This window comes from Cryptosporangium minutisporangium, from assembly GCF_039536245.1.
GTDB lineage: Bacteria > Actinomycetota > Actinomycetes > Mycobacteriales > Cryptosporangiaceae > Cryptosporangium > Cryptosporangium minutisporangium.
Window position 1 is genome coordinate 211,249 of record NZ_BAAAYN010000023.1, and the last position, 18,948, is coordinate 230,196.

At 69.8% G+C, this 18,948-nt stretch carries 18 protein-coding genes; 3 read left to right on the forward strand and 15 right to left on the reverse strand.

What is annotated here, in order from left to right; all coding sequences use genetic code 11:
- Positions 1 to 596 precede the first annotated feature (596 nt).
- From ABEB28_RS17700 to ABEB28_RS17715, 4 genes are all read right to left on the reverse strand, one after another.
- A complete protein-coding gene (locus tag ABEB28_RS17700) occupies positions 597 to 1,346 on the reverse strand; it encodes a class I SAM-dependent methyltransferase (protein WP_345729219.1) in 750 nt (249 codons plus the stop codon).
- Positions 1,347 to 1,448: 102 nt separating this feature from the next.
- Complete coding sequence (locus tag ABEB28_RS17705) at positions 1,449 to 1,913, reverse strand: limonene-1,2-epoxide hydrolase family protein (RefSeq protein ID WP_345729220.1); 465 nt, start codon at positions 1,911 to 1,913, stop codon at positions 1,449 to 1,451.
- Positions 1,914 to 2,058: 145 nt separating this feature from the next.
- Positions 2,059 to 3,678 (reverse strand): sensor histidine kinase, encoded by a 1,620-nt coding sequence (locus ABEB28_RS17710; protein WP_345729221.1) that lies wholly within the window; start codon positions 3,676 to 3,678, stop codon positions 2,059 to 2,061.
- Positions 3,679 to 3,817: 139 nt separating this feature from the next.
- Positions 3,818 to 4,558: a GAF and ANTAR domain-containing protein gene (locus ABEB28_RS17715; RefSeq protein WP_345729222.1), complete on the reverse strand. Its 741-nt coding sequence runs from the start codon at positions 4,556 to 4,558 to the stop codon at positions 3,818 to 3,820.
- 418 nt (positions 4,559 to 4,976) lie between these two features.
- Here ABEB28_RS17715 and ABEB28_RS17720 point away from each other — a divergent pair, with 418 nt between their 5' ends.
- On the forward strand, positions 4,977 to 6,233 hold the full coding sequence (locus ABEB28_RS17720; protein ID WP_345729223.1) for a BtrH N-terminal domain-containing protein: 1,257 nt from the start codon (positions 4,977 to 4,979) through the stop codon (positions 6,231 to 6,233).
- A gap of 26 nt (positions 6,234 to 6,259) precedes the next feature.
- Here ABEB28_RS17720 and ABEB28_RS17725 read toward each other — a convergent pair whose 3' ends face one another.
- The 5 genes from ABEB28_RS17725 to ABEB28_RS17745 all read right to left on the reverse strand — a co-directional run bounded on the left by ABEB28_RS17725 (position 6,260) and on the right by ABEB28_RS17745 (position 11,005).
- The gene (locus ABEB28_RS17725) at positions 6,260 to 7,192 is read right to left on the reverse strand and encodes a hypothetical protein (RefSeq protein ID WP_345729224.1); all 933 of its coding nucleotides are present in this window, start codon (positions 7,190 to 7,192) and stop codon (positions 6,260 to 6,262) included.
- Between the two features lie 41 nt (positions 7,193 to 7,233).
- Positions 7,234 to 8,100, reverse strand: coding sequence for an ABC transporter permease (locus tag ABEB28_RS17730; RefSeq protein ID WP_345729225.1), 867 nt, complete (start codon positions 8,098 to 8,100; stop codon positions 7,234 to 7,236).
- On the reverse strand, positions 8,097 to 9,053 hold the full coding sequence (locus ABEB28_RS17735) for an ABC transporter ATP-binding protein (RefSeq protein ID WP_345729226.1): 957 nt from the start codon (positions 9,051 to 9,053) through the stop codon (positions 8,097 to 8,099). Before ABEB28_RS17735 ends, ABEB28_RS17730 begins: the two co-directional genes overlap by 4 nt.
- A 93-nt stretch (positions 9,054 to 9,146) precedes the next feature.
- Complete coding sequence (locus ABEB28_RS17740; protein WP_345729227.1) at positions 9,147 to 9,719, reverse strand: DUF6585 family protein; 573 nt, start codon at positions 9,717 to 9,719, stop codon at positions 9,147 to 9,149.
- Between the two features lie 89 nt (positions 9,720 to 9,808).
- Positions 9,809 to 11,005, reverse strand: coding sequence for an FAD-dependent monooxygenase (locus ABEB28_RS17745; protein WP_345729228.1), 1,197 nt, complete (start codon positions 11,003 to 11,005; stop codon positions 9,809 to 9,811).
- A gap of 54 nt (positions 11,006 to 11,059) precedes the next feature.
- Between ABEB28_RS17745 and ABEB28_RS17750 the strand changes: the two genes are divergently transcribed.
- Positions 11,060 to 11,671: a TetR/AcrR family transcriptional regulator gene (locus tag ABEB28_RS17750; RefSeq protein WP_345729229.1), complete on the forward strand. Its 612-nt coding sequence runs from the start codon at positions 11,060 to 11,062 to the stop codon at positions 11,669 to 11,671.
- Positions 11,672 to 11,789: 118 nt separating this feature from the next.
- Here the strand turns inward: ABEB28_RS17750 and ABEB28_RS17755 are convergent, their stop codons facing one another.
- From ABEB28_RS17755 to ABEB28_RS17775, 5 genes are all read right to left on the reverse strand, one after another.
- A complete protein-coding gene (locus tag ABEB28_RS17755; RefSeq protein ID WP_345729230.1) occupies positions 11,790 to 11,990 on the reverse strand; it encodes a hypothetical protein in 201 nt (66 codons plus the stop codon).
- A gap of 190 nt (positions 11,991 to 12,180) precedes the next feature.
- Positions 12,181 to 13,536, reverse strand: coding sequence for a flavin monoamine oxidase family protein (locus ABEB28_RS17760; RefSeq protein WP_345729231.1), 1,356 nt, complete (start codon positions 13,534 to 13,536; stop codon positions 12,181 to 12,183).
- A 127-nt stretch (positions 13,537 to 13,663) separates the two neighbouring features.
- Positions 13,664 to 14,710, reverse strand: coding sequence for a hypothetical protein (locus ABEB28_RS17765; protein WP_345729232.1), 1,047 nt, complete (start codon positions 14,708 to 14,710; stop codon positions 13,664 to 13,666).
- On the reverse strand, positions 14,707 to 15,063 hold the full coding sequence (locus ABEB28_RS17770; RefSeq protein WP_345729233.1) for a PadR family transcriptional regulator: 357 nt from the start codon (positions 15,061 to 15,063) through the stop codon (positions 14,707 to 14,709). Before ABEB28_RS17770 ends, ABEB28_RS17765 begins: the two co-directional genes overlap by 4 nt.
- A 64-nt stretch (positions 15,064 to 15,127) precedes the next feature.
- On the reverse strand, positions 15,128 to 16,294 hold the full coding sequence (locus ABEB28_RS17775) for a DUF6891 domain-containing protein (RefSeq protein WP_345729234.1): 1,167 nt from the start codon (positions 16,292 to 16,294) through the stop codon (positions 15,128 to 15,130).
- A gap of 69 nt (positions 16,295 to 16,363) precedes the next feature.
- Between ABEB28_RS17775 and ABEB28_RS17780 the strand changes: the two genes are divergently transcribed.
- Entirely contained in the window at positions 16,364 to 17,221 is an 858-nt protein-coding gene (locus tag ABEB28_RS17780) for an AraC family transcriptional regulator (RefSeq protein ID WP_345729235.1), read from the forward strand.
- A 517-nt stretch (positions 17,222 to 17,738) separates the two neighbouring features.
- On the opposite strand, the gene aztD is transcribed toward ABEB28_RS17780, so the two are convergent.
- Positions 17,739 to 18,926 carry a zinc metallochaperone AztD gene (gene aztD, locus ABEB28_RS17790; protein WP_376980246.1) on the reverse strand — a complete coding sequence of 396 codons (1,188 nt, stop codon included), beginning with the start codon at positions 18,924 to 18,926 and terminating at the stop codon, positions 17,739 to 17,741.
- Positions 18,927 to 18,948 lie beyond the last annotated feature (22 nt).

Genomic DNA, 18,948 nt, shown 5'->3' on the forward strand with positions numbered 1-18,948 from the left:
GCCGTCTTCGACGGTCAATGGATCGAGATACAACGCACCGGCGGCGTGGCACGCCCAACCGTCGGCATAGGAACTAAGAGATCAGACGTCAGTCAGCGGGCAAGCTCAAGCCGGCAGGGCAAGTCATCAGTGGCTCCATAGCCTTCGGCGTCGGTCGCGGAATCGAACGCCGCTCTCAGTCGGCCGTCAGACTATGGACGCCATACACGACGAAAACAGCGTCGTCTTCACCTTCAACCAGCGCGGCCGCTTCCAATGGCTCGCTACCTTCGTACAGCAGGCGCAGACGAGCTCCATCGCCCCGACCGCAGCACTTACCCCGCCGCCGTCCGCACCCGCCAGCGTCGTGGCCGCTCCTCCAGGTCGACGCTAATGAATACTCACGCTGCCCGGAGTAGCCACGCGGGTAAGTCCGCTACTGGCCGCGGATAGCGCGCGGGCGACGATCGGTGGTTGAGCGCGCCTCGCGGTTGACGCCATACGGACCTATCGATGGTTGCGATTACGACCACATGCCGTCGGCGCCGAACCGTGAACGCGCTCTCGTGCCGCTGAGCGCTCGCGGCGCGCAATGGCTGCGCCGCCCCCGGAAAGGGTCAGGGCCGTCGGGCCAGCAGTGAGAAGGAGTTGGGCAGGCGCCCGTTCCAAGAGGCCGCCGACACCCCGTCCATCCGCCAGAACGGCTCGGGGTACTCCCCCAGGTGCAGAATCTCCAGTCCGGCTGCCGCCACCGCGGTGACGATCTGGCCGAGCGTCGCCTGGAACTGGACCGCTCCGTTGGCCGGGTACGTGTCGTCGATATGGCTTCGGGCGAAGTAGCTGCGGTCCGGTCGGATGCGGGGTTCGTCCTCGTCCCACGTCCACAGCGAGAAGGCAGGGTGCTCGTCGTAGACGAACAGATGCCCCGACGGGCGCAAGAGCCGAGCGACGTCCGCCGCCCACGCCGTCAGGTCGCTGATCCAGATCACCGCGCCCTTGCCGGTGTAGACCAGATCGGCGCTCGCGTCGGGCAGCGGGGCGCCGGGCAACACTCCGACGACATAGCGGCATTCAGCGCCGAGCTCGTCCGCACGCCGTTGCGCCGCATCGACCGCGACCTCGCTGAAATCCACCCCGACCACCGACCGCGCACCCGCCTGAACCAGCGCGACGTCGTCGGTGCCGTTACCGCTCTGCAGATGGACGACCTCCGGGGAACGCTCGAGGATGTCGTGCAGCAGTTCACGCTCGAGGTCGATCAGCGAGGAGCCGGCCGCGGCCACCGCCAGCCAGTCGGAGTATTCCCGGACGTACTTCTCGGATGCGGTCTCCCAGGCCTTCAAGTTGCCCCGCGTGATCTGGTCCATGGCCCTCACGGTGGATCGCCACGAGGCAGGCGTCAATCCGATTTGGAACTCGCGACCTGCGTGCAGCGCGGAGTGCGGCGCACTCCCCCGCCGCGTAGCGCTTCAGGGCTGTGCACGCCGAGGACGAAACGCACGGTTCTTGGTGAGTCGGGCCAGCGCCGCCTTGCCGGCGCCGCGGACGCCGGCCGCCAGGAATGTCGTCCAGTCGAAGTAGTCGCGCCAGAGCGTGATGCGGCCCGCGTGCACCTCGAACGTTCCGCACACCCAGAACTCGGCCTCCCACGATCCGGACCGGAGCACGTCGATCCGTTCGGTGAGCACGATCGGTCCGTTCGCTGCGATGTGGCGCATGCGGGCTTCGAACCCGGTGCAGTACCGCATCATTTGCCGCAGCGTCCGCTCGGCGGCACGGCGTCCGCGCGCGGGCCGTAGCGGGACGTTCTGGTAGACGACGTCGTCGGAGACGAGGAGGAACGCGGCCTCCAGGTCCATTCGCTCCAGCGCCGCCAGGAACGCGACGACCACCGCCTGGGGATCGGTCTCGGGGTGGACCTGCTCGTCCGACATGACACATCCTCCGGCCCGTGGGAACGGCACGCTGCTTAGTCAACTACCACACACTTCGTGGGCCCGTCGCAGGGCCGAGATAGTCCATTCGGAGCTGAGAAATAAGACGACGTCGCGATCCTCGCCCTGCGGGTGCCCTAGCGGGTCACGAGGGTGACTGGTGGGCGGCGGGCACCGCAGCAAGGTCGCTGTCGTCACCGGCGTCCGCGGCACCGCTGTCCCCGCTCTGTGCCGCGGGAAGTGTGAGGTGGATGCGGGTGCCGTCGTGATAGTCGGCGTCGAGCCAGATGCGGCCCCCGTGGTAATCGACGACCTTGCGGCAGACCGCCAACCCGATGCCGGTTCCGTCGTACGCGTCCCGCGTGTGCAGTCGTTGGAAGAGGACGAAGATCCTGTCCGCGTACTGCGCTTCGATACCGATCCCGTTGTCGGTCACCGTGATCTGCCAGCCGTCGTCGACCGCACTGCAGGCCACGCTGATCACCGGAGGGGTGTCCGGGCGGCGGAACTTGAGGGCGTTGCCGAGCAGGTTCTGGAACAGCATGGTGAGTTGGGTGGGTTCGCCGGTCACCCGAGGCAACGGTTCCCGGTGGATCGTCGCTCCGCTGTCCCGGACGGAGCGAGCGAGGTTGCTCAGCGCCCTGTCGAGCGCCTCGTCGAGGTCGAGTTCCCGCACCTTGTCGTGTACCCGGCCGACGCGGGAGAAGGTCAGCAGATCGACGATCAGCGACTGCATGCGGTGCGCGCCGTCGACCGCGAAGCTGATGTACTTTCGTCCGCGCTCGTCCAGCACATCGCCGTAGCGGTTCTCCAACAGCTGGCAGAACGAGGCGACCTTGCGCAACGGCTCCTGCAGATCGTGCGAAGCGACGTAGGCGAACTGCTCGAGCTCGGCGTTGGATCGGCTGAGCTCTTCGGTCTGAGCTTCCAGCCGGGCACGAACTTCGGCCGTGGCGCGCAGCTGGCCGGTGATCCGGCGACGCATCACTTCGACATCGTCGGCGAGCTCCACCAGGTCGGCCGGACCGTGCCCGACGATGACGCGCTCGAAGTCGCCCGCGGAGACCGCCCGTACCTCCGCGCGGAGCCGGCTGAGCGGCTTGAGCACCACGGTTCGCAGCAGCAGCATCATCAGGACGCCGCCGACGAGCACGGTGACGAGAATGGTGATGAACGTGGCGTCCCGGATCGCCCGCGCCGTGTTCAGGTCCGACCGCGCCGCATCGCGCGCGTTCTGCAGGTCGCGGCTGAGCCGACTCAGCACCGTCCGGATCTCCTGGGAGCCTCGACCTGCCTCCACGACCTCCGCCACGTTGCTCACACCTCGCCCGGTCGTTGCCGGTCCGGCCAGCGGGCCGGCGGCGAACCGTGCCCGCCACCGATCAGCCATCGCCTCGGCCTGATCGATCCGAGTGAGCAGCTCCGGCTCCGACCCCAGCAGGATTCGCAGTCTGGCCACGGTCTCTTGCTCGGCACGCCGGCCCGCCTGGTACTGGGCGAGGAACTGCCGATCCCCGGTCGTCAGATACCCACGCAGACCGCCGTCCTGGTCGGCGAGCGCGGTCACGAGTTGCTGCACCCCGGTGCTGGCCGGGGAGATCCGGTCCGCGAGCCGGTTGGACGTCACCGCGGTGCGCTGCAGCATCACGGCGCCCACCACCGCGCCCGCCACCACGACGACAGCAAGCACCGACAGGACCACACCGAGCCAACCCTGCGTGGTCAGTCGCGACTCGCGCGTCGGCAACGCCTCACCCGAAGCCACCCTGCGGCTCCCCCTCGTCCACCTCGCGAGACCCGCCTGCCCCACGATGGCGTCAGACAGTGTGACATCCCTGCGGTCCGCGCCTCTCCGGGCCGGAGGGAGTCGCGCCGGTCGGGGGACGCCGCGCCCTATGCCCCGATCAGGGCAGCCGGCGCAGTGTCCTGGTGGCGATTTCGAGTAGCGGCACTCCGGCTTCGGCGGCTCGTACCCGCAGCGACACGTACGCGTCCGTCGCGGTGCACCGGGCGCGCCCCGCGACCATGCCGATCGCCAACTGGATGCGGTCGCGAACGGCGAGCGCCTCCACGAGCCCCGCGGCAAGCTCGTCGGCACCCGTCGCGGGGGGCCGGGCGGTGTGTCGCCGCTTGGGTGGCGCGGAGTCGCCGGTGCCGAAGGCCGCCCGGACGTGCGCCGCCACGTCTGCCATCGCAGTCTTGTCCCGGCTGTAGAGGTTCATCGACGCCACCGCGTCGCCGCGACCGGCGAACAGCGGTATCGACAGGGAGGCGTCCAAACCGAGGCGGCGAGCCGTCCGCCGAAACCCCGGCCACTGCATCGTCGTCGCCATGTCCGGAACGGCTACCGGCGCACCGGACTCCAGCGCCTCCAGGCAAGGGCCGCTGCGCGCGTCGTACTGGGCGTCGTCCACGGCCGCCGCCAAGGCACTCGTCGCCGCGACCGTCGTGTAGGCCTTCTCGCGCAGCGCCGTGGTCGACGAATACGCCACCGCAGGCAGACACTCCACCGCGAGCTGCGCGATCGCGACCAACTGCGCGTCGAGGTCCGACGCGTCGTCGGGCGTGCCGGCCAGCTTCACCAGACTCCGGGCCAGAGGCCCGCTTCCCGAGCTCCGGTCGGGGGCATGCGTCTCGGTCGTCATCGCTCAGCCTTCTCGGACGACGAAGGCGGAGACCCGGCACGTCCACCGCGAACAGCAACGACGGCCAACGTGCTCACTCCTCGCTCTCCCGCATCCAATCCTGGGCAGTCCTACCCAGGTGCCTCCGGCGCAGAACGTCGGTTCCGCAATCAGCTCGCAGTGGAGGCCGTCCGCGGCGATCGCTCGTCCATGCGTGAGGATCGACGACGCTCGACGTGACCGCGCTGTGGCGCTACCGTGACGGCTGGCACGCTCCCGTGCCCAACCTCCTTCCGGGCGCCCACGCCGCTCGGCATCGCGGAGGCAAAGGGGTGTCCGGCCTCGGGAGAGCGACCGTCCATCGCTGCCTGGAACCGACGGTTGTGCGCATCTCCGCTGCGTGGGGGTCCCGGGGTGCGCGGAACCGGACGGGATAGCGATGACCGAGCAGAAGCATCTCAAGGCCCGCATCCGTGCGCGGATGGCTCGGACCGGCGAGCGGTACACCGTGGCGCGCCGACACCTGGTGGGCGACACCGACCAGCCGGGTACCGACCACGGCTGGACGTTGCGCGGCGGACTGCACCCGGACACCGCCGCGGTAGCGCACGTACTCGCCGATCGGGGTGTGGAGCTGTCCGAGGCCATGGTTCTCGGCCTCGGCGGCGGTGTCGGCGCCGGGTACATCCTCTGGGAGTTCGCCGCGCACGACACCACCCACCTGACGCTGGGCTTCCGGCACCGGTGGAACTACCTCGACTGGACCGACCGAGTGCTCGACCGGATCGGCGCCCGGTACCGGGTGCACACCACGGCCGGAGCGAAGGGTGCGGCGAACGCGTTGGACGCGGCGCTCGCGGCGGGCGAACGGGCCATCGTCGTCCCGGACCGGTACCTGGTCGGCTACTGGAACCTGCCAGCGCACCTCGAGGCGCACGGCGGGCATTCAGTGATCGCCTACACGGCGAGCGAGGCGGGAATCCGCATCGACGACCGCAACACCCGTCCGCTGACCGTCCCGGCCGACGTGCTGCACCGAGCCAGGGCGCGGGTCAGCTCGTACCGGAACCGCATGCTGGTGGTCGAGGAAGCGACCGCGCCCGACAAGCTCGCCGACCTGGTCCGCGAAGCAGTTCGGGAGTGTGCCGAAAAGCTGGGCGGCACGTCCGCGTCGTTCGCGCTCCCGGCCTGGCAGAAGTGGGCCAAGCTGCTCACCGACCGCCGCAACGCCAAGGGCTGGCCGACCGTCTTCGCGAACGGCCGCGGCCTGGCCACCGCGCTGCTCACCGCGTGGGAGGGGATCGAGCCGGTCGGCATGACCGGCGGTCACCTGCGCGATCTGTACGCGGACTTCCTCGACGAGGCGACGCCGCTGCTCGGCGAGCGAGCAGCACAGGCAGCGGAGGCATTCCGCGAATCCGGCCGACGCTGGCACGCGTTCGCGGAGGCGGCGGTGCCGACCGACGTACCGGAGTACGCGCGCCTGCGCGAACTGGTGGCCGCGGTCGCCGAGGGAGTCGCACTCGGCGACGACGGCGCGGACGTCCGGGCCGAGGCGGCCGCCGAGCTCTGGGCGAGCCGGGCCGAGCTGGACCGGCGGCCACCGGTGGCACCAGACCTCGGCGTGCTAGCCGAGCGGCTGCGCGCGGTCCACGCCGCCGAGACCGAGGCGGTGAAAATGTTGGCCGCACTGTGAGCAGTGCTGCGGAGCACGAGGGGACGTCATTCGATGACGGACTCTCGCCAACCGGCGGACCCGATGATCCACTCGACGTCTACCGGTCGCCACGGGCCCCGGACGGCGGCCAGGCCCCCGGTGAAGAGTGTTGGTGTGAGGCCTTCGGCCAGGGCCGCCTGTTCTAGCCTCGAGGAGATTTCCTGTGCCCGGGCGAGGATGGGTTCGGCCCGGCGGGCAGCCGACTCGTTCCCGGTGCTGGCCAGGCCTCGGACGATCTGTGCCGCGATGGCCGCCGCCGCGTTCGCGAGGCTCAGCTCGCCGGCAGCGTCGTGTAACTCGGCGCCGGCCACCGCCGCACCCAGCAGCTCGGGTGCCGACCGGCGGAAATCGGCCGGAGCGGCGGCGAACCAATCGAGGTCGTCGGGTTCGACCTCCTCATTCTCCAGCCAGCCTTCGAGAACGAAGAGAACTTCATCGAACGCTGCCATCGCCTCGGCCGGGTGCCCTTCGTAAAGCCAGGCGCGCCCGGCCATCGCATACGCGCGGAGTACTCCGAGGTCCCGTGCGATGGGATCACCATGGCTCACGGCTTCATAGACCGCCGCCGCTTCCTCGGCGACTCGCGCGGCGGCGACGAAGTCTTCCCGGGCGTACCAGACCAAGGCTTCTCGTAAGCGGACATCGCAGGCTTCGACGGCGTAAACCTCCGGCTCGGCCGCGACCAGCGCCGTGTAGTGCCGAGCAGCTTCGGTCAGGGCGTCCTGAGCCACGCTCGTGCGCCCATCCTGCAGTGCGCGGTACGCGTGGTGATACAGGCCGCGGGCTAGCAATCCGAGCGGCTGCCGGTCGTCCGGCTGTCGCGCAACCAGCACGCGGCTGACCCTCATCGCTTCGACCGACCATCGGTACTGTTCGGAGAAGTCGCGCTGCGCACCGGCTTGCCTGGCCAGAGCCAGCAGATCGTCGACTGTGCCCACCCGTCGAGTATCGCGGAGCGGCCCTCGGCAACGTCAGAGAGCTACCGCACCCACTGAACGGCTTCCTGACGAGCCGCCTCCACCTGGGAACCCGACTGCCTACGGGCCATCCGCCGCAGCACGATCGGAGCGACCAGCACGCCGAGGACAGCCCAGGCGCTGAGGACGCCCACCGTCTCCAGCGTGCGCCAGGACCCGCCGACCTCCAGGGCCGCCGCGGATTCCGGCAGGAAGGCGGAGCGCATGCCGAGCCCGAGCCAGTAAATGGGGAAGAGCTGGGCGACGACCTGAACCCAGCCCCACAGCGCGTCGATCGGGTAGAAGATCCCGGAGATGCCGGTGAGCACCATGACCGGGAGCATGCCCCAGGTGCTGACCTTCTGCACGTTCGGCACCAGGGAGCCGATGACGATACCGATCGGCATCGTCGCGAGGAGCCCGAGCACCAGCACCCAGACCACGGTGAGCCATCCCGCAGCGCCACGATGGACCAGGTTCTCGAAGAGCAGGAGGCTCGGGATCAGGATGGTCACGAGGGACGGGATCAAGTTCAGCGAGTGGTAGAGCACCTGGCCGCTGACGTAACCGAGGATTCCGCGCGGCACCGCCTTCGCGCGCAGGAGCGTGCCGTCCTCGCGTTCCATGGCGAGGGCGTATGCCGGGCCGATGATCACGCCGAAGGCCACCAGTGCACCGAGGATGCTCGGCATCACGACCGACGGCAGCAGCAGCGAGGTTCCCTCCACCTCGGTGTCGCGCCGCAGGAAGAGGTAGCCGACGATCGCGACCGCCGTGAACAGGTAGAACCCCTGGTCCTGCGGGCTGCGGATGCTGAGTAGGAACTCCGTCCAGCCACGGGCGAGGCCGACGCGGACGGCGTGCACGGTGCGGTGTTGGATGCTGTTCATCGGGCGTCCTCCGTCTCGGCCTCCGCGTCGGCCGGTCCGAACGCCATCGCCGCCTGGTCGGCGCGGCCGGACTCGTACTGCTGGACCATCGTCAGATACGTGTCCTCGAGGCTGGCCCGCCGGACCTCGAGATCCGTGATCTCCCTGCCGTAGCGGGCGAACAGGTCCCAGACGAATTCCGTGGGTTCGGCTGTGGACTGCACGAAGTGCTCACCGTCGCGGCTCCACCGCACCTGGCCTTCGGCCGCCACCTGCCTGGCCAGTTCGTCCGCGCTGCCGTCGGCGACGATCCGGCCACCGGCCAGGATCAGGATGCGGTCGGCCAGCTTCTCCGCCTCGCTCAGATCATGGGTGGTGAGCAGGATCGTCGTTTCTTCGAGGTCGGTCAGGCGGTGGATCAAGTCGTGGAACTCGCGACGGGCCTGCGGGTCGAATCCCGCCGTCGGTTCGTCGAGGAAGAGCAGTTCGGGGCGGCCAATGATGCCGATCGCTACGTCGAGGCGGCGGCGCTGCCCACCGGACAGGGTGCGGATCTTCTGGTCCGCTTGTTCGGCCAGCCCGACCATGGCGATCAACTCCTCCACGCCGTACGGCCGGGTGCGCTCGGGCGTGGAGTAGGGCAGGTAGTAGCGACCCAGGTGGGTGAGGAGCTTCCGGGGCGTCCAACGCGCGTGGTCGCGCCAGGACTGCAGCACCACACCGGTGCGGGCACGCCAGTCCTCGTCGCCCTTGGCCGGATCGGCTCCCAGCACGGCGACCGTGCCGTCCGAAGGCAGACGGAAGCCTTCGAGGATCTCGATGGTGGTGGTCTTGCCAGCCCCGTTAGGCCCGAGAAGCGTGACGACCTCACCTCTGCCTACGGTGAAATCGACGCCCTTCAGCACATCGGTCGACCCGTAGCGCATCCGCAGATCGCGCACCTCGATGATCGATTCCCCGTCGACCGACCGCATCTTCCGACTATAGCGGCGGAGCGCACGGCTACTTCCTCAGTAGGCAGAACCGTCGCTGTTGAACCATTCCGTCGTGCCGGGAAGTCCTCGCAGTTACTTCTTGCCCACGAGCCGCTGACTGACCGGCCGTCCCGTCTCGTTCGCGAGACGGATCAGCAAGGCGCCGATCGGATCCCGTTCCCCGTCGGGGAGCGCGATGTCGATTGCGCTGACCCGCATTGGCGCCTGGCCGACCGGCTTCACGACGTAGTTGGAGATGTTGCCCGCGAACAGGTTGCCTTCGCGGATTACCTGGACCTCTACCTCGCTCACGTCGGACCAGCGCGCGGCGCGGGCCTTGCCGTTGCGCGTGTAGACGACGCCGCCTTGGTACACGTAGATCGCTTGGAACCCGCGGAAGAGCATCACGACGGACCAAGCCACCGATACGATGCCCACGGCGAACAACAAGATCGCGATCACCCGGAGGAACTTCACCGTCTGGGCCGCCAGCGCCAGCACGCCGCAAGAGAGCACGGTGGAGAGCAGACCACCGGCCAGCGCCATCACTGCGCCCTTGAACGGATTGCCGTTACTGCGCTGGTCGATCAGCTCGCCCAACCCCTGTTGGGCGGCGAGCTCCGCCACCTGGCTGGGTAATTTCGGCTCCGCGGTACCAGTGCTCATCACGCGCCCCGTTGTCGCTCCTGGATGGACGGCCAGAGCATAGGGGGTCCGGGGGTTCTCGAGAGCATTGTCGGGGCGGGTTCGAGGACTCAGAGCTCCGACTGGCTGGCGGGTACGGGACTCGACGTCGGCGGACGCCAGCTCGCGGCACTGTCGAACCCGCGCAGCGCGAAGCGGTCGGGAATCAGGCGGGTGGTGATGTCGCGCAGCGCCGCGACGGTGGCAGACGGGCTCTGCGTGAGCTGACCCAGTAGACGCGACTGCCGAGCAAGCCGGGTGACCCGTCCGGCTCGGGCTCGGTCATAGGACGTGAGACCGGTGACGATCGACGGCCCTGCGGCTACCGCGTGCGCCAGGACGACGGCGTCTTCGAGGGCGAGGCCGGCGCCTTGTCCGAGGTTGGGTTCCATGGCGTGGGCGGCATCGCCGAGCAGCGCCACCCTGCCGTGATGAAGGCGCCGCAGAGACGGCTGCACGGCCACGATGTCGTGGCGCAACAGGTCACCGGGCGAGATCGCGTCGAGCAACGCCGGGATCGGATCGTGCCAGTGCCCGAAGCGGCGGCGGAGTTCGGCCAGCTCATCCGCGCTCGGCTCGCCGGCCGTGGCGTTCGCGGTGGCGTAAAGATAAGTCAGGTCAGGACCCATCGGCACGACGCCGAAGCGGTCTGCCCGCCCCCACGTTTCGCTGGCCGGGCCGACCTCCATCGTCGGGACACGCACCACGGCGCGCCAGGCGACATATCCGCGGTACTCCGCCGGCGGCTGGGCCGGTAACAGCGTCCGGCGCAGTAGGGAGTTCACACCGTCGGCCGCAACGACGAGATCGGCGGAGACGAGCCGGTCACCACAGCGAATGCTCGCCTGCCGGTCCGCGCCCCCGGCGTCGACGTCCGTCACGTTCGCGCCCAGCTGCAGACATTCGGACGGCAGCGCAGCGGCGAGCAGGTCCACCAGATCAGCTCGCAAGATCGCCAGCTGCGGACAACCATGACGGGCGGTCACCTGATCAGCGTTGGTGCGCGACAGCCATCGCCCGTCCGGGCGACGCACACCCGAACCGAGAAGGGCCGTGGCCCGGGCCTGCAGCGCCTCGGCGAGCCCCAGGGCATGCAAAGCCCGCACCGCGTTCGGCCACAAGGTCAGTCCCGCGCCGATCTGCTCCCGGCTCGGAGACCGTTCGTAGACCGCCACCGTCCACCCAGCGCGATGCAGGGCCACGGCGGCGGCGAGTCCTCCGATGCCGCCACCCACCACCACAGCCGACCGACGTCCCTCTACATCCATAGAGGCGACACTACCGTCGCGATTCGCTCGGCTCTACATCGATAGAGTGTGCCGGTGGTCTCTTCCCGGCATGGACTCGTCGCCGACGCCGCCCTCGAGGTCCTCGCGCAACACGGTTCGCGAGGTTTGACCTACCGCGCGGTGGACGCGGCCGCCGACCTGCCGCCCGGCTCCACCTCGTACTACTACCGCACCCGTGCAGCGCTCCTGAGCGCTTGCGTCCAGCGACTGGTTGAGGACGACCACGCCGAACTCGACGCGCTGGCACCGCTGATCACAGCGGCGGACCGGACCGCTCTCGTCCGAGCCCTCACCGAGGTCCTGCACCGGTGGCTGACGACCGGTCGAGGACGCCACCTCGCCCGATACGAACTCACGCTCGAGTCGGTGCGCCGGCCAAAGGTCGCTTCAGCGCTCCACCGTTCCGGCACCGACCTGCGCCAACGAATCGCGGCGATCCTCGCCAGGCTCGGCGCCAGCGATCCGCCTCGCCAAGCGCGGTGGCTAGTGGCCTGTATCGACGGGATCCTCTTCGACAACATCGCCGGGGCCAACGCGAACCAGCCTTTGGATGCCGCCGACATCGATGCCGCCGTGCGGGACCTCGTCCATGCCGTCCTGCCTACGTGCGACGCGGATCGCGCCCCCGTGCCGAACGGTCAGTGAAGGCAGGGCAATCGCGGCGTGCCCTGCCAGTTCGTCGTCGGGCCAAAACGAGCCAGGGGATCAGCGGGCGCGCCAGTGCGCGCCATCGCCGATCCCCACTCCGGCTAGCCCTTGAAGGTCAGCCGCCGCTGCGCCGGTTCGCCCACTGGCGCTGACTGGCAACCGGTCCCCGGTTACCGATCTTGCCTCCATCGGAGGTCGGCTGACTCGTGGTGGCGCCGCCCTTGCCCTTCGCCCGGCGGGCGGCCCGGTTCAGGAACGGTTCGGCCTCCGCCTCGGCACCGTCAGGCGTGTCCTGCGGCTCAATTTCGTCAGCCATTGCTTGCTCCCGCGGGGAGTTGTTCGGATACGCCGCCTCAGACCCTAACAAACCGACATGACGGGGCATGGCCGCGGGAGCCATCGGCCCGGTCGACAGCTGCCGTACCGGACCCGACCCGAGCCGCCGGGCCCTCGCGCCGTGACGATCCGGCGGCTGCCGGTCGCCGGATCTTCACGCGTGCACAGGCTCAGGTCGGAGCTATCGCATCCGCAGCGGCCTCCCCGGAGCGCACCGCGCCCTCGATGTAGCCGTACCAGCGCGACGACGTCTCCGACCCGGCCCAGTGGATCCGTCCGACCGGTTTACGGAGCGCAGCGCCGAGCTGGGTCCAGGCACCCGGGGGAAATACCGCGGCGTAGGCGCCACGGGTGAACGCCACCGAGTTCCAATCACGCTCCAGGTAGCCGGTCGGCGTCCCGGCTTCCGGGCCGAACAGCCGCGACAGGGCGTCGAGAAGAGTTGTTCTGCGGTCGGCGGGTGTCCGGCCGGCGAGGTCGCGGGCGGGAGACCCGGTCGCGAACCCGATCAGGATCCCTCGGTGTCCCGACCGCGGGCTGCTGTCGACGGTCAGCGTGAGCGGACCACGCAGGCTGAGCGCGGCACCGCTGAGGCCGGCCCTCCGCCAGAACGGTTCCGGATACGTGGCGACGCACTTGATCACGCTGCCCATCGGTAGCCGCTGGGTGAGGTTGTCGCGGTCGGCGGGCAACGGCGGGTCGTACTCGATGCGTCCCGCGAGCGGAGGAGTCACCGCGACCACGACGTGTCCGGCGCACCACTCCGTGCCGTCGGCGGTGGTCACCGTGGCCCCCGACTCGTGCTGCGTGATCCGCCGCACGGGTGCGCCGAGTCGTACCGCCGTGCCGAGCCGGTCGGCGAGCCGCTGGGCGAGACCATGGGCTCCGCCGTCCAGCCGGTCCTGTTGGGCACCGCCCTCGAAGTCGGTCAGCGCCGCGATGCTGCCGGCGGCCCTGACCATGAACACCGCGTGCAGGAGCGAGACCTCGCTCGGCTCGCAGCACCAGATCGCCCGGCAGGCCAGGTCCAGAAAGCGCCGACCACCCGCTGTCTTCGCGGTGCGGTCGATCCACGACCGGAAGGTCTGCCCGTCGAGGGTGGCCGCGTTCGTGCCGGCCCACGGCCGTTCGGGATCGACAGTGCGGGCGAGCCGGTCAAGACGCCTCTGCGCGCGTGCGACGTCCAGCAGAGCCAGCGGGCCGAGCTTCGGCACCATGCCCCGGAAGCGCCGGACCTCGCCGGCTTCGGTCTCCAGGACATTCGCCCCCGCGGTGTGCGTCGGGAACGCGCGGACACCGAGCTCCGCGGCCAGCGCATACACCCGGTCCTGGCCCGGCCCGATGAACTGGCCGCCGAGGTCAACGGCCTCGCCGTCGAGGTCGAGGCCGGCGGTCCGGCCGCCGGCCTGCGGTTCTGCCTCGAGCAGTACGACGCGGACGCCGCGCAGCCGCAGCCGGTCAGCGCAGACGAGACCGGCCATACCGGCGCCGACGACGACAACGTCGGCGTCATGGTGGTGGGACACCTCTACTCCTAGTGGGTCGGGCGCGTTCGCGACCAGCACGAACACGCCAGCGCACCCACCTACCACCACGGCGCTGGTTCTCGGGTCAAACGATGTCAGCTCTGATCATCCCAGGAACGCCGACAGATCACGCGTTCTCCCCGGGAACAGGCTGAAGGCCGTGGCCGCTCCCCCGGGTCGTCCGGGCCGAGGGGCGGCCGCTGAGCGCAACCGCCAGGCAGAACGCGCCGACTGTGACGGTCGCCGACACGACGCTGACCGTCGACCGCCACAACCACATCGGGGTGGAGTCCCGACCGCCCGGGTAGTCGGAGAGCACTAGCCCGAAGTAGATGGTCAGGTCCACCGACATGAGCGCCAGGGGCGGCAACACCGCGAACGGGACCCAGAGCGCTCGCGCGTCCCGCCGCGCCAGCAAGTAGATGACCACGAGGACGGTGGCGAGCAGGAGGAGGGGCGCCGCTACTCCCAGCAACAGGCGCGAACCGAAGACAGCGTATTCCCAGTAGGCCGCGTCCTGCTTCCGCACGGCCGGTACGACCGACAGGAGAGCCACGACCAGCGGCATCCACCGCACGACCGGCCCCGGGCGGCTCGGCGCGGCCAGCGCCAGGACGCTGAGTGCGGCGTGCGGGACGAGGACGACGAACGACGGCTCGTAGAGGTCGAACCACGGCTCGGCGTCCACGGCGCGGGCGGCCACTACCCCGATCGGTTTCGCGAGGACCATCAACACGAGCGCGGACCCGATCAGCCACCGGCACCACCGGCCCGCTCCAGCGGCGAACGCGACGGCCGCGGCCAGCCACGCGAGCCAGGCGAACGCGGCGGACGTGTGGAACGGCCCGAACGGACGCCCCGGTGTGTAGTTGAACGTATGGGGTGCGAGTTCGATCGTCACTAGCCAGCAGGTGGCCAGTATCGAACCGGTCGCCAGCGCCAGCACCGCGGCGATCGAGACGCCGCCGGGCAACCCGGACGCTCCCCGCGCCCGTAAGCGCTGCCGGAACGCGCCGGCCAGCACGTCGGCGGCGTCACGAACTCCCGGCCGGCTCCGGCCCGGCGCGACGGTGTCCAGATAGGTGCCGACCAGCTCGTCGCCGCGTTCGGCCCGATAGTCCGCGGGGTAGGCGCGGAGCAGCCGCCGGTAACGTCGCTCCAGACGGTCGCTCATGCCGCACCGCCCGCCGACCGCGGACGCGCGACCCACCCGGAGGCTTTCAGTCGGGCGGTCGCGGCCTCGAGGTTGCGGCGCATGCGCTCGGTCTCCGCGCCGAGCACCTGCAGGCCCTCGTCGGTCAGCCGGTAGTACCGGCGAAGCCGGCCGTCCACGACCTCTTCGTGGTCGAGGGCCACCAAGCCGTCGTCGGTGAGGCGGTCGAGCGCGCCGTAGAGCGTTCCGGGTCGCAGCGTGATGCGCCCCTCGGAGAGCTCGGCGACCTCGGTGATCAGCCCGTACCCGTGCAACGGCCGGCGCGCCAGGGCGGTGAGGATCAGGAACGTGGGTTCCCGGAGCGGCATCGTCATACTGAGTAATATATCGGTGACGAAGATATACCGCTACCGAAGACCCAAGAGGGTGTGGGGACCGCTACCAGGGCGCTGTGCCGACGCCGTCCAGCTCGTGGACGGCGACGCGGTCCTCGGTCGCGAGCACCCTCAGCATCCGCTCGGCGTCCGCGATCGACGCGTGCGCGCCGGTCGTCGTCTGTTCGGCCGCGTTCGGCGACTCCACCCAGAGTCGCCCGTCCGACCAGCTCATCTGGACAACGCCACCGCTACGGCCCAACGCGCACAGCCACGTTCCGGCGGTCGGCACGGCCCGCACCACGTCGAGGGTCTCGGCGAGTGTCATCGGACGGTCGTGGTGGTAGCTGCCGTCGTCGTAGCGGACCTCCAGGAGGTTCGGCTCGGGGGTGTACTCCCCGGACGCCTCGCCGCGGAGCAGCCGCAGGCCGTCGAAGCGCCCGGCGACCCGTCCGTCGCCGGTGAGGAGCCGGTCGAACTCCCGGTGGACGACGACCGGTTCGCCCTCACCGGTGACCCGTAAGCGCACGTCGGTCGGCAGCCACGGCAGGTCGAGCAGCGCCAGCACCTCGGCGGATTGCTCGCCCTCGATCGCGAACCACTTCGCACCGGAGACGACCTCCACCTCGACGTCGAGCTCCGGCGCCGGGCCGGACGGAAACGCGGCCCGCGGGCCGTGCCGGCGAACCGCCCAGTCGAGCGACACGTGGATCCGCTTCTCGGTGGCGCCGTCCCAGTTCACGGTGAGGCCGGCTGCGGTCAGCGCGGCCGCCACCTCGGCGCCGATCTCCGCCGTCGGCGCCTGGCCGAACAGCCCGTAGGCGAGGAAGACACCGCCGCCTTCGACCGCGTGCTCCGCGTCCTGCTGGTGGTAGAAGACGTACCCGCGAGCGGCGGTCGGGTCGGGCACCGTACCGCCGATCTCGGCGAGCCCGCAGTTCTGGCAGCAGGCGAAATCCTGCCTGGCGACGATCCCGGCGGCGTCGAGCGCACGAAACGCCTCCGTGAGCCGGTCGTTGTCGGTGCGCTCCGGCCAGGTCGCCTGCGCGGCCAGCGCGGCCGCGAACTCCTCGCTCGCCACCGACCACGCCAGCGCCCGCAGGTCGTCCGAGTCCACCTCGTCCTCGAGGTACTCGACGGTGCTCTCAACGACCTCGAGGAACGTCGCCGAGCCGCGCCCGACCTCGGTGCGGACATGATCGATCATCGATTCGCGCAGGTCGTCGTCCATGCCGGCACCGTACCGAGCACTCGCATCTCGCTAGCCGGCTACCTCGCTCCTACCGTGGATACTGCTGGCATGGCCGGTGAGCTGCGCGTCGAGCGGGGCGAGTCCTCGACCGCGCACTGGGAGACGACCCACGGTGCTCCCGGCGCGGGCTTGGCGGGTTTGGTCGGGTCGTACCACGGGTTCTCCGAGAAGTCGCTCCGGCCGGTTGCCCGGCGAGAGTTCGGGGCCGCGAACGTCGTCCTGATCGTGTGCTTCGGTGACCCGCTGCTGGTGGCCGACGCGTCCGGGCGCGACGGCGGGCGCCGGCTGTCGTCGTTCGTGGCCGGGCCGGGTGAAGGCGTGACGCGAACCGAGCATGCCGGCGTGCAGGACGGGGTCGAGGTTCGGCTCAGTCCGTGGGGCGCCTACCAACTGCTGGGCGTGCCCACCGATGAGATCGCAGGGCGCGTGGTCGGCCTGGACGAAGTGCTCGGGCGCGCGGGCACACGATTGAGCGAGCGGCTGGCCGATGCCACCGACTGGCGGACGCGATTCGCGGTCCTCGACACGGTGTTCAGCCGCGCTGCCGCCACCGGCCCCCGTCCGGACCGGACCCTCGTCGCCGCATGGGAACGGCTCGAACGCTGCCACGGCGATCTGCCGATCAGCGACCTGATCGCGGACACCGGTTGGAGTCGGCGCAGGCTCGCGGAACGGTTCCGGACACAGACCGGGCTCACTCCGAAGTCCGCAGCGCGGATCTTGCGTTTCACCCGCGCCAGGGACTTGTTGACCCGCCCCGGCCATCGGTCACTCGCGTCGATCGCGCTGGCCTGCGGTTACTACGACCAGGCCCACTTGAACCGGGACTTCCAGGCGCTCGGGCAGTGCACGCCCACGGAGTACCTCGCCGCGCAACTGGCTGACCTACCGGGCACCGGGCACTGACCTGGCCGGCCTGCAGCCCGGTGCGCTCCCCTGGTAACAAACGTCCAAGACCGCCGCGGGCCGTCCCCCTACCGTCGGTGCCATCAACGTCGCGACGACCGAGGGAACACTCATGAGCGGGGAACCAGGCTTCTTCGAGATCGGCGTCCCGGACGCCAAACGCGCGAAGGCGTTCTACGGCTCGTTGCTGGAGTGGACTTTCCATCCGATGGGCGGCGGCGACCAGGCATGGGTCGAGACCCCGACGATCCGTGGTGGGCTGCACGACGACGACGAGGAGCGTCGCATCGATGTCTTCTTCGCGGTTTCGGACATCGTCGCGGCCGTCGCGGCCGTCCGTGAACTCGGTGGGAAGGCCGAGGATCCCGGCCCCGCGGAACCGGGTTTCGGCCGATTCGCTTCTGCCAGGACGACCAGGGTGTGCGCTTCGGCCTGCACCAAGCTCAGTCGGCTTGACCGGACAGCAACGGACTGCGACGGCCGCCGTGCTCGGCGGCCGTCGCAATGGCACGCACCGTCAGTGCGTGGACAGCGTTCCGCTGATCTCGTTGGGGATGCCACCGAGGGAGGTGGATCCGACGACCTTGCCGGTGGCGAGGTCGAGCCGGTGCACCTTCTTCGTCGCCGGCTCGGTCACGTACGCGTCGCCGCCGCGCACGAACAGGGCCGGACGCGGCTGCTGCCAGTCCATCGGCTCCTTCCACTGGCCGACCACGGGCCACGAGCTCACGATCTTGCCGACGGCCGGGTCGACGACGTGCAGTTTGCCGTCGGTGCCGAGGATCAGTCCCTCACCCTCCGGGCCACGCGCCAGCGAGCGGAAGCTGTAACTCACGCCCTTCGGCATCGGCACCACCCGCAACGTGTGGGCCGCGGTGTCGACGAGCGCGAACTGCTCGGGGAACTCCCGCTCCGCGTCCGGGTCGACCTTGTAGTCGCCGAGCACGATCGGCGACACCTCGCTGCCGACCTGCGTACCGACGGCGCTGTAGGCCCGGTCGCCCTTGACCTTGACGAACGTGCCCTTCTTGAACAGCAGCACGCCGTCCTCGCAGCCCAGCGCGACGACCTCGCCCTTCGCGACGGCCTCCCCGTGGACGCCCTCGCACTCCTCGCTGCGGGCGATCTCCTTGCCCTGTTCGTCCAGGGCGATCGCACCCGGGCGTGACTCGTCCGTGCCGAGGGTGACCACCATCGTGCCGTCGCTCAGCTCGACGGCTACGCCGTGGTGCGGCTGCGCCGTCTGGTAGGTACGCCCCTCGGGCTTGCCCTTCGCGAGGTCCTTCGGGTCGAAGCTGTTCACATCGCCGGTGCCGTCGGTGAACAGGATCGTGCGATCACCGTGCAGCACCACGTGACCGGGCTTGCTGCCCGGGTAGGTGATGTCGGTCATCCGGCCGGTCACCGCGTCGAGCACTCGGAACCCGTCCGCGGCTGTCACGACGACGTGGGTGTCGTTGCCGGCCGGGTTCACGCGGTTGAAGCCGTCGAGCTTCACGTCGTGCGCCACGGCCAGGGATTCGCCGTCGAGCACGTAGATGCCACCGTCGTAGGTGATCGCTACCGGATTCTTCGCCGAAGTGGTGGCGGACGACGCGGAGGGCGAAGCCGTCCCACCGTCCGCCTCGTTCGCACAGGCGCTGAGCGCCAGTAACGCGGCGGCAGCCAGGGCTACCAGGCCGCGCGTCCCGAGGTGAGTCACCACATCCTCCTAGATGAGTTTGACA

Bases quoted from the DNA above. Each gene is read 5' to 3' on its own strand.
- ABEB28_RS17770 (WP_345729233.1), bottom strand. From the start codon at position 15,063: ATGACGATGCCGCTCCGGGAACCCACGTTCCTGATCCTCACCGCCCTG.
- ABEB28_RS17730 (WP_345729225.1), bottom strand. From the start codon at position 8,100: ATGAACAGCATCCAACACCGCACCGTGCACGCCGTCCGCGTCGGCCTC.
- ABEB28_RS17740 (WP_345729227.1), bottom strand. From the start codon at position 9,719: ATGAGCACTGGTACCGCGGAGCCGAAATTACCCAGCCAGGTGGCGGAG.
- ABEB28_RS17745 (WP_345729228.1), bottom strand. From the start codon at position 11,005: ATGGATGTAGAGGGACGTCGGTCGGCTGTGGTGGTGGGTGGCGGCATC.
- ABEB28_RS17735 (WP_345729226.1), bottom strand. From the start codon at position 9,053: ATGCGGTCGGTCGACGGGGAATCGATCATCGAGGTGCGCGATCTGCGG.
- ABEB28_RS17720 (WP_345729223.1), top strand. From the start codon at position 4,977: ATGACCGAGCAGAAGCATCTCAAGGCCCGCATCCGTGCGCGGATGGCT.
- ABEB28_RS17775 (WP_345729234.1), bottom strand. From the start codon at position 16,294: ATGGACGACGACCTGCGCGAATCGATGATCGATCATGTCCGCACCGAG.
- ABEB28_RS17765 (WP_345729232.1), bottom strand. From the start codon at position 14,710: ATGAGCGACCGTCTGGAGCGACGTTACCGGCGGCTGCTCCGCGCCTAC.
- ABEB28_RS17700 (WP_345729219.1), bottom strand. From the start codon at position 1,346: ATGGACCAGATCACGCGGGGCAACTTGAAGGCCTGGGAGACCGCATCC.
- ABEB28_RS17705 (WP_345729220.1), bottom strand. From the start codon at position 1,913: ATGTCGGACGAGCAGGTCCACCCCGAGACCGATCCCCAGGCGGTGGTC.
- ABEB28_RS17715 (WP_345729222.1), bottom strand. From the start codon at position 4,558: ATGACGACCGAGACGCATGCCCCCGACCGGAGCTCGGGAAGCGGGCCT.
- ABEB28_RS17780 (WP_345729235.1), top strand. From the start codon at position 16,364: ATGGCCGGTGAGCTGCGCGTCGAGCGGGGCGAGTCCTCGACCGCGCAC.
- ABEB28_RS17755 (WP_345729230.1), bottom strand. From the start codon at position 11,990: ATGGCTGACGAAATTGAGCCGCAGGACACGCCTGACGGTGCCGAGGCG.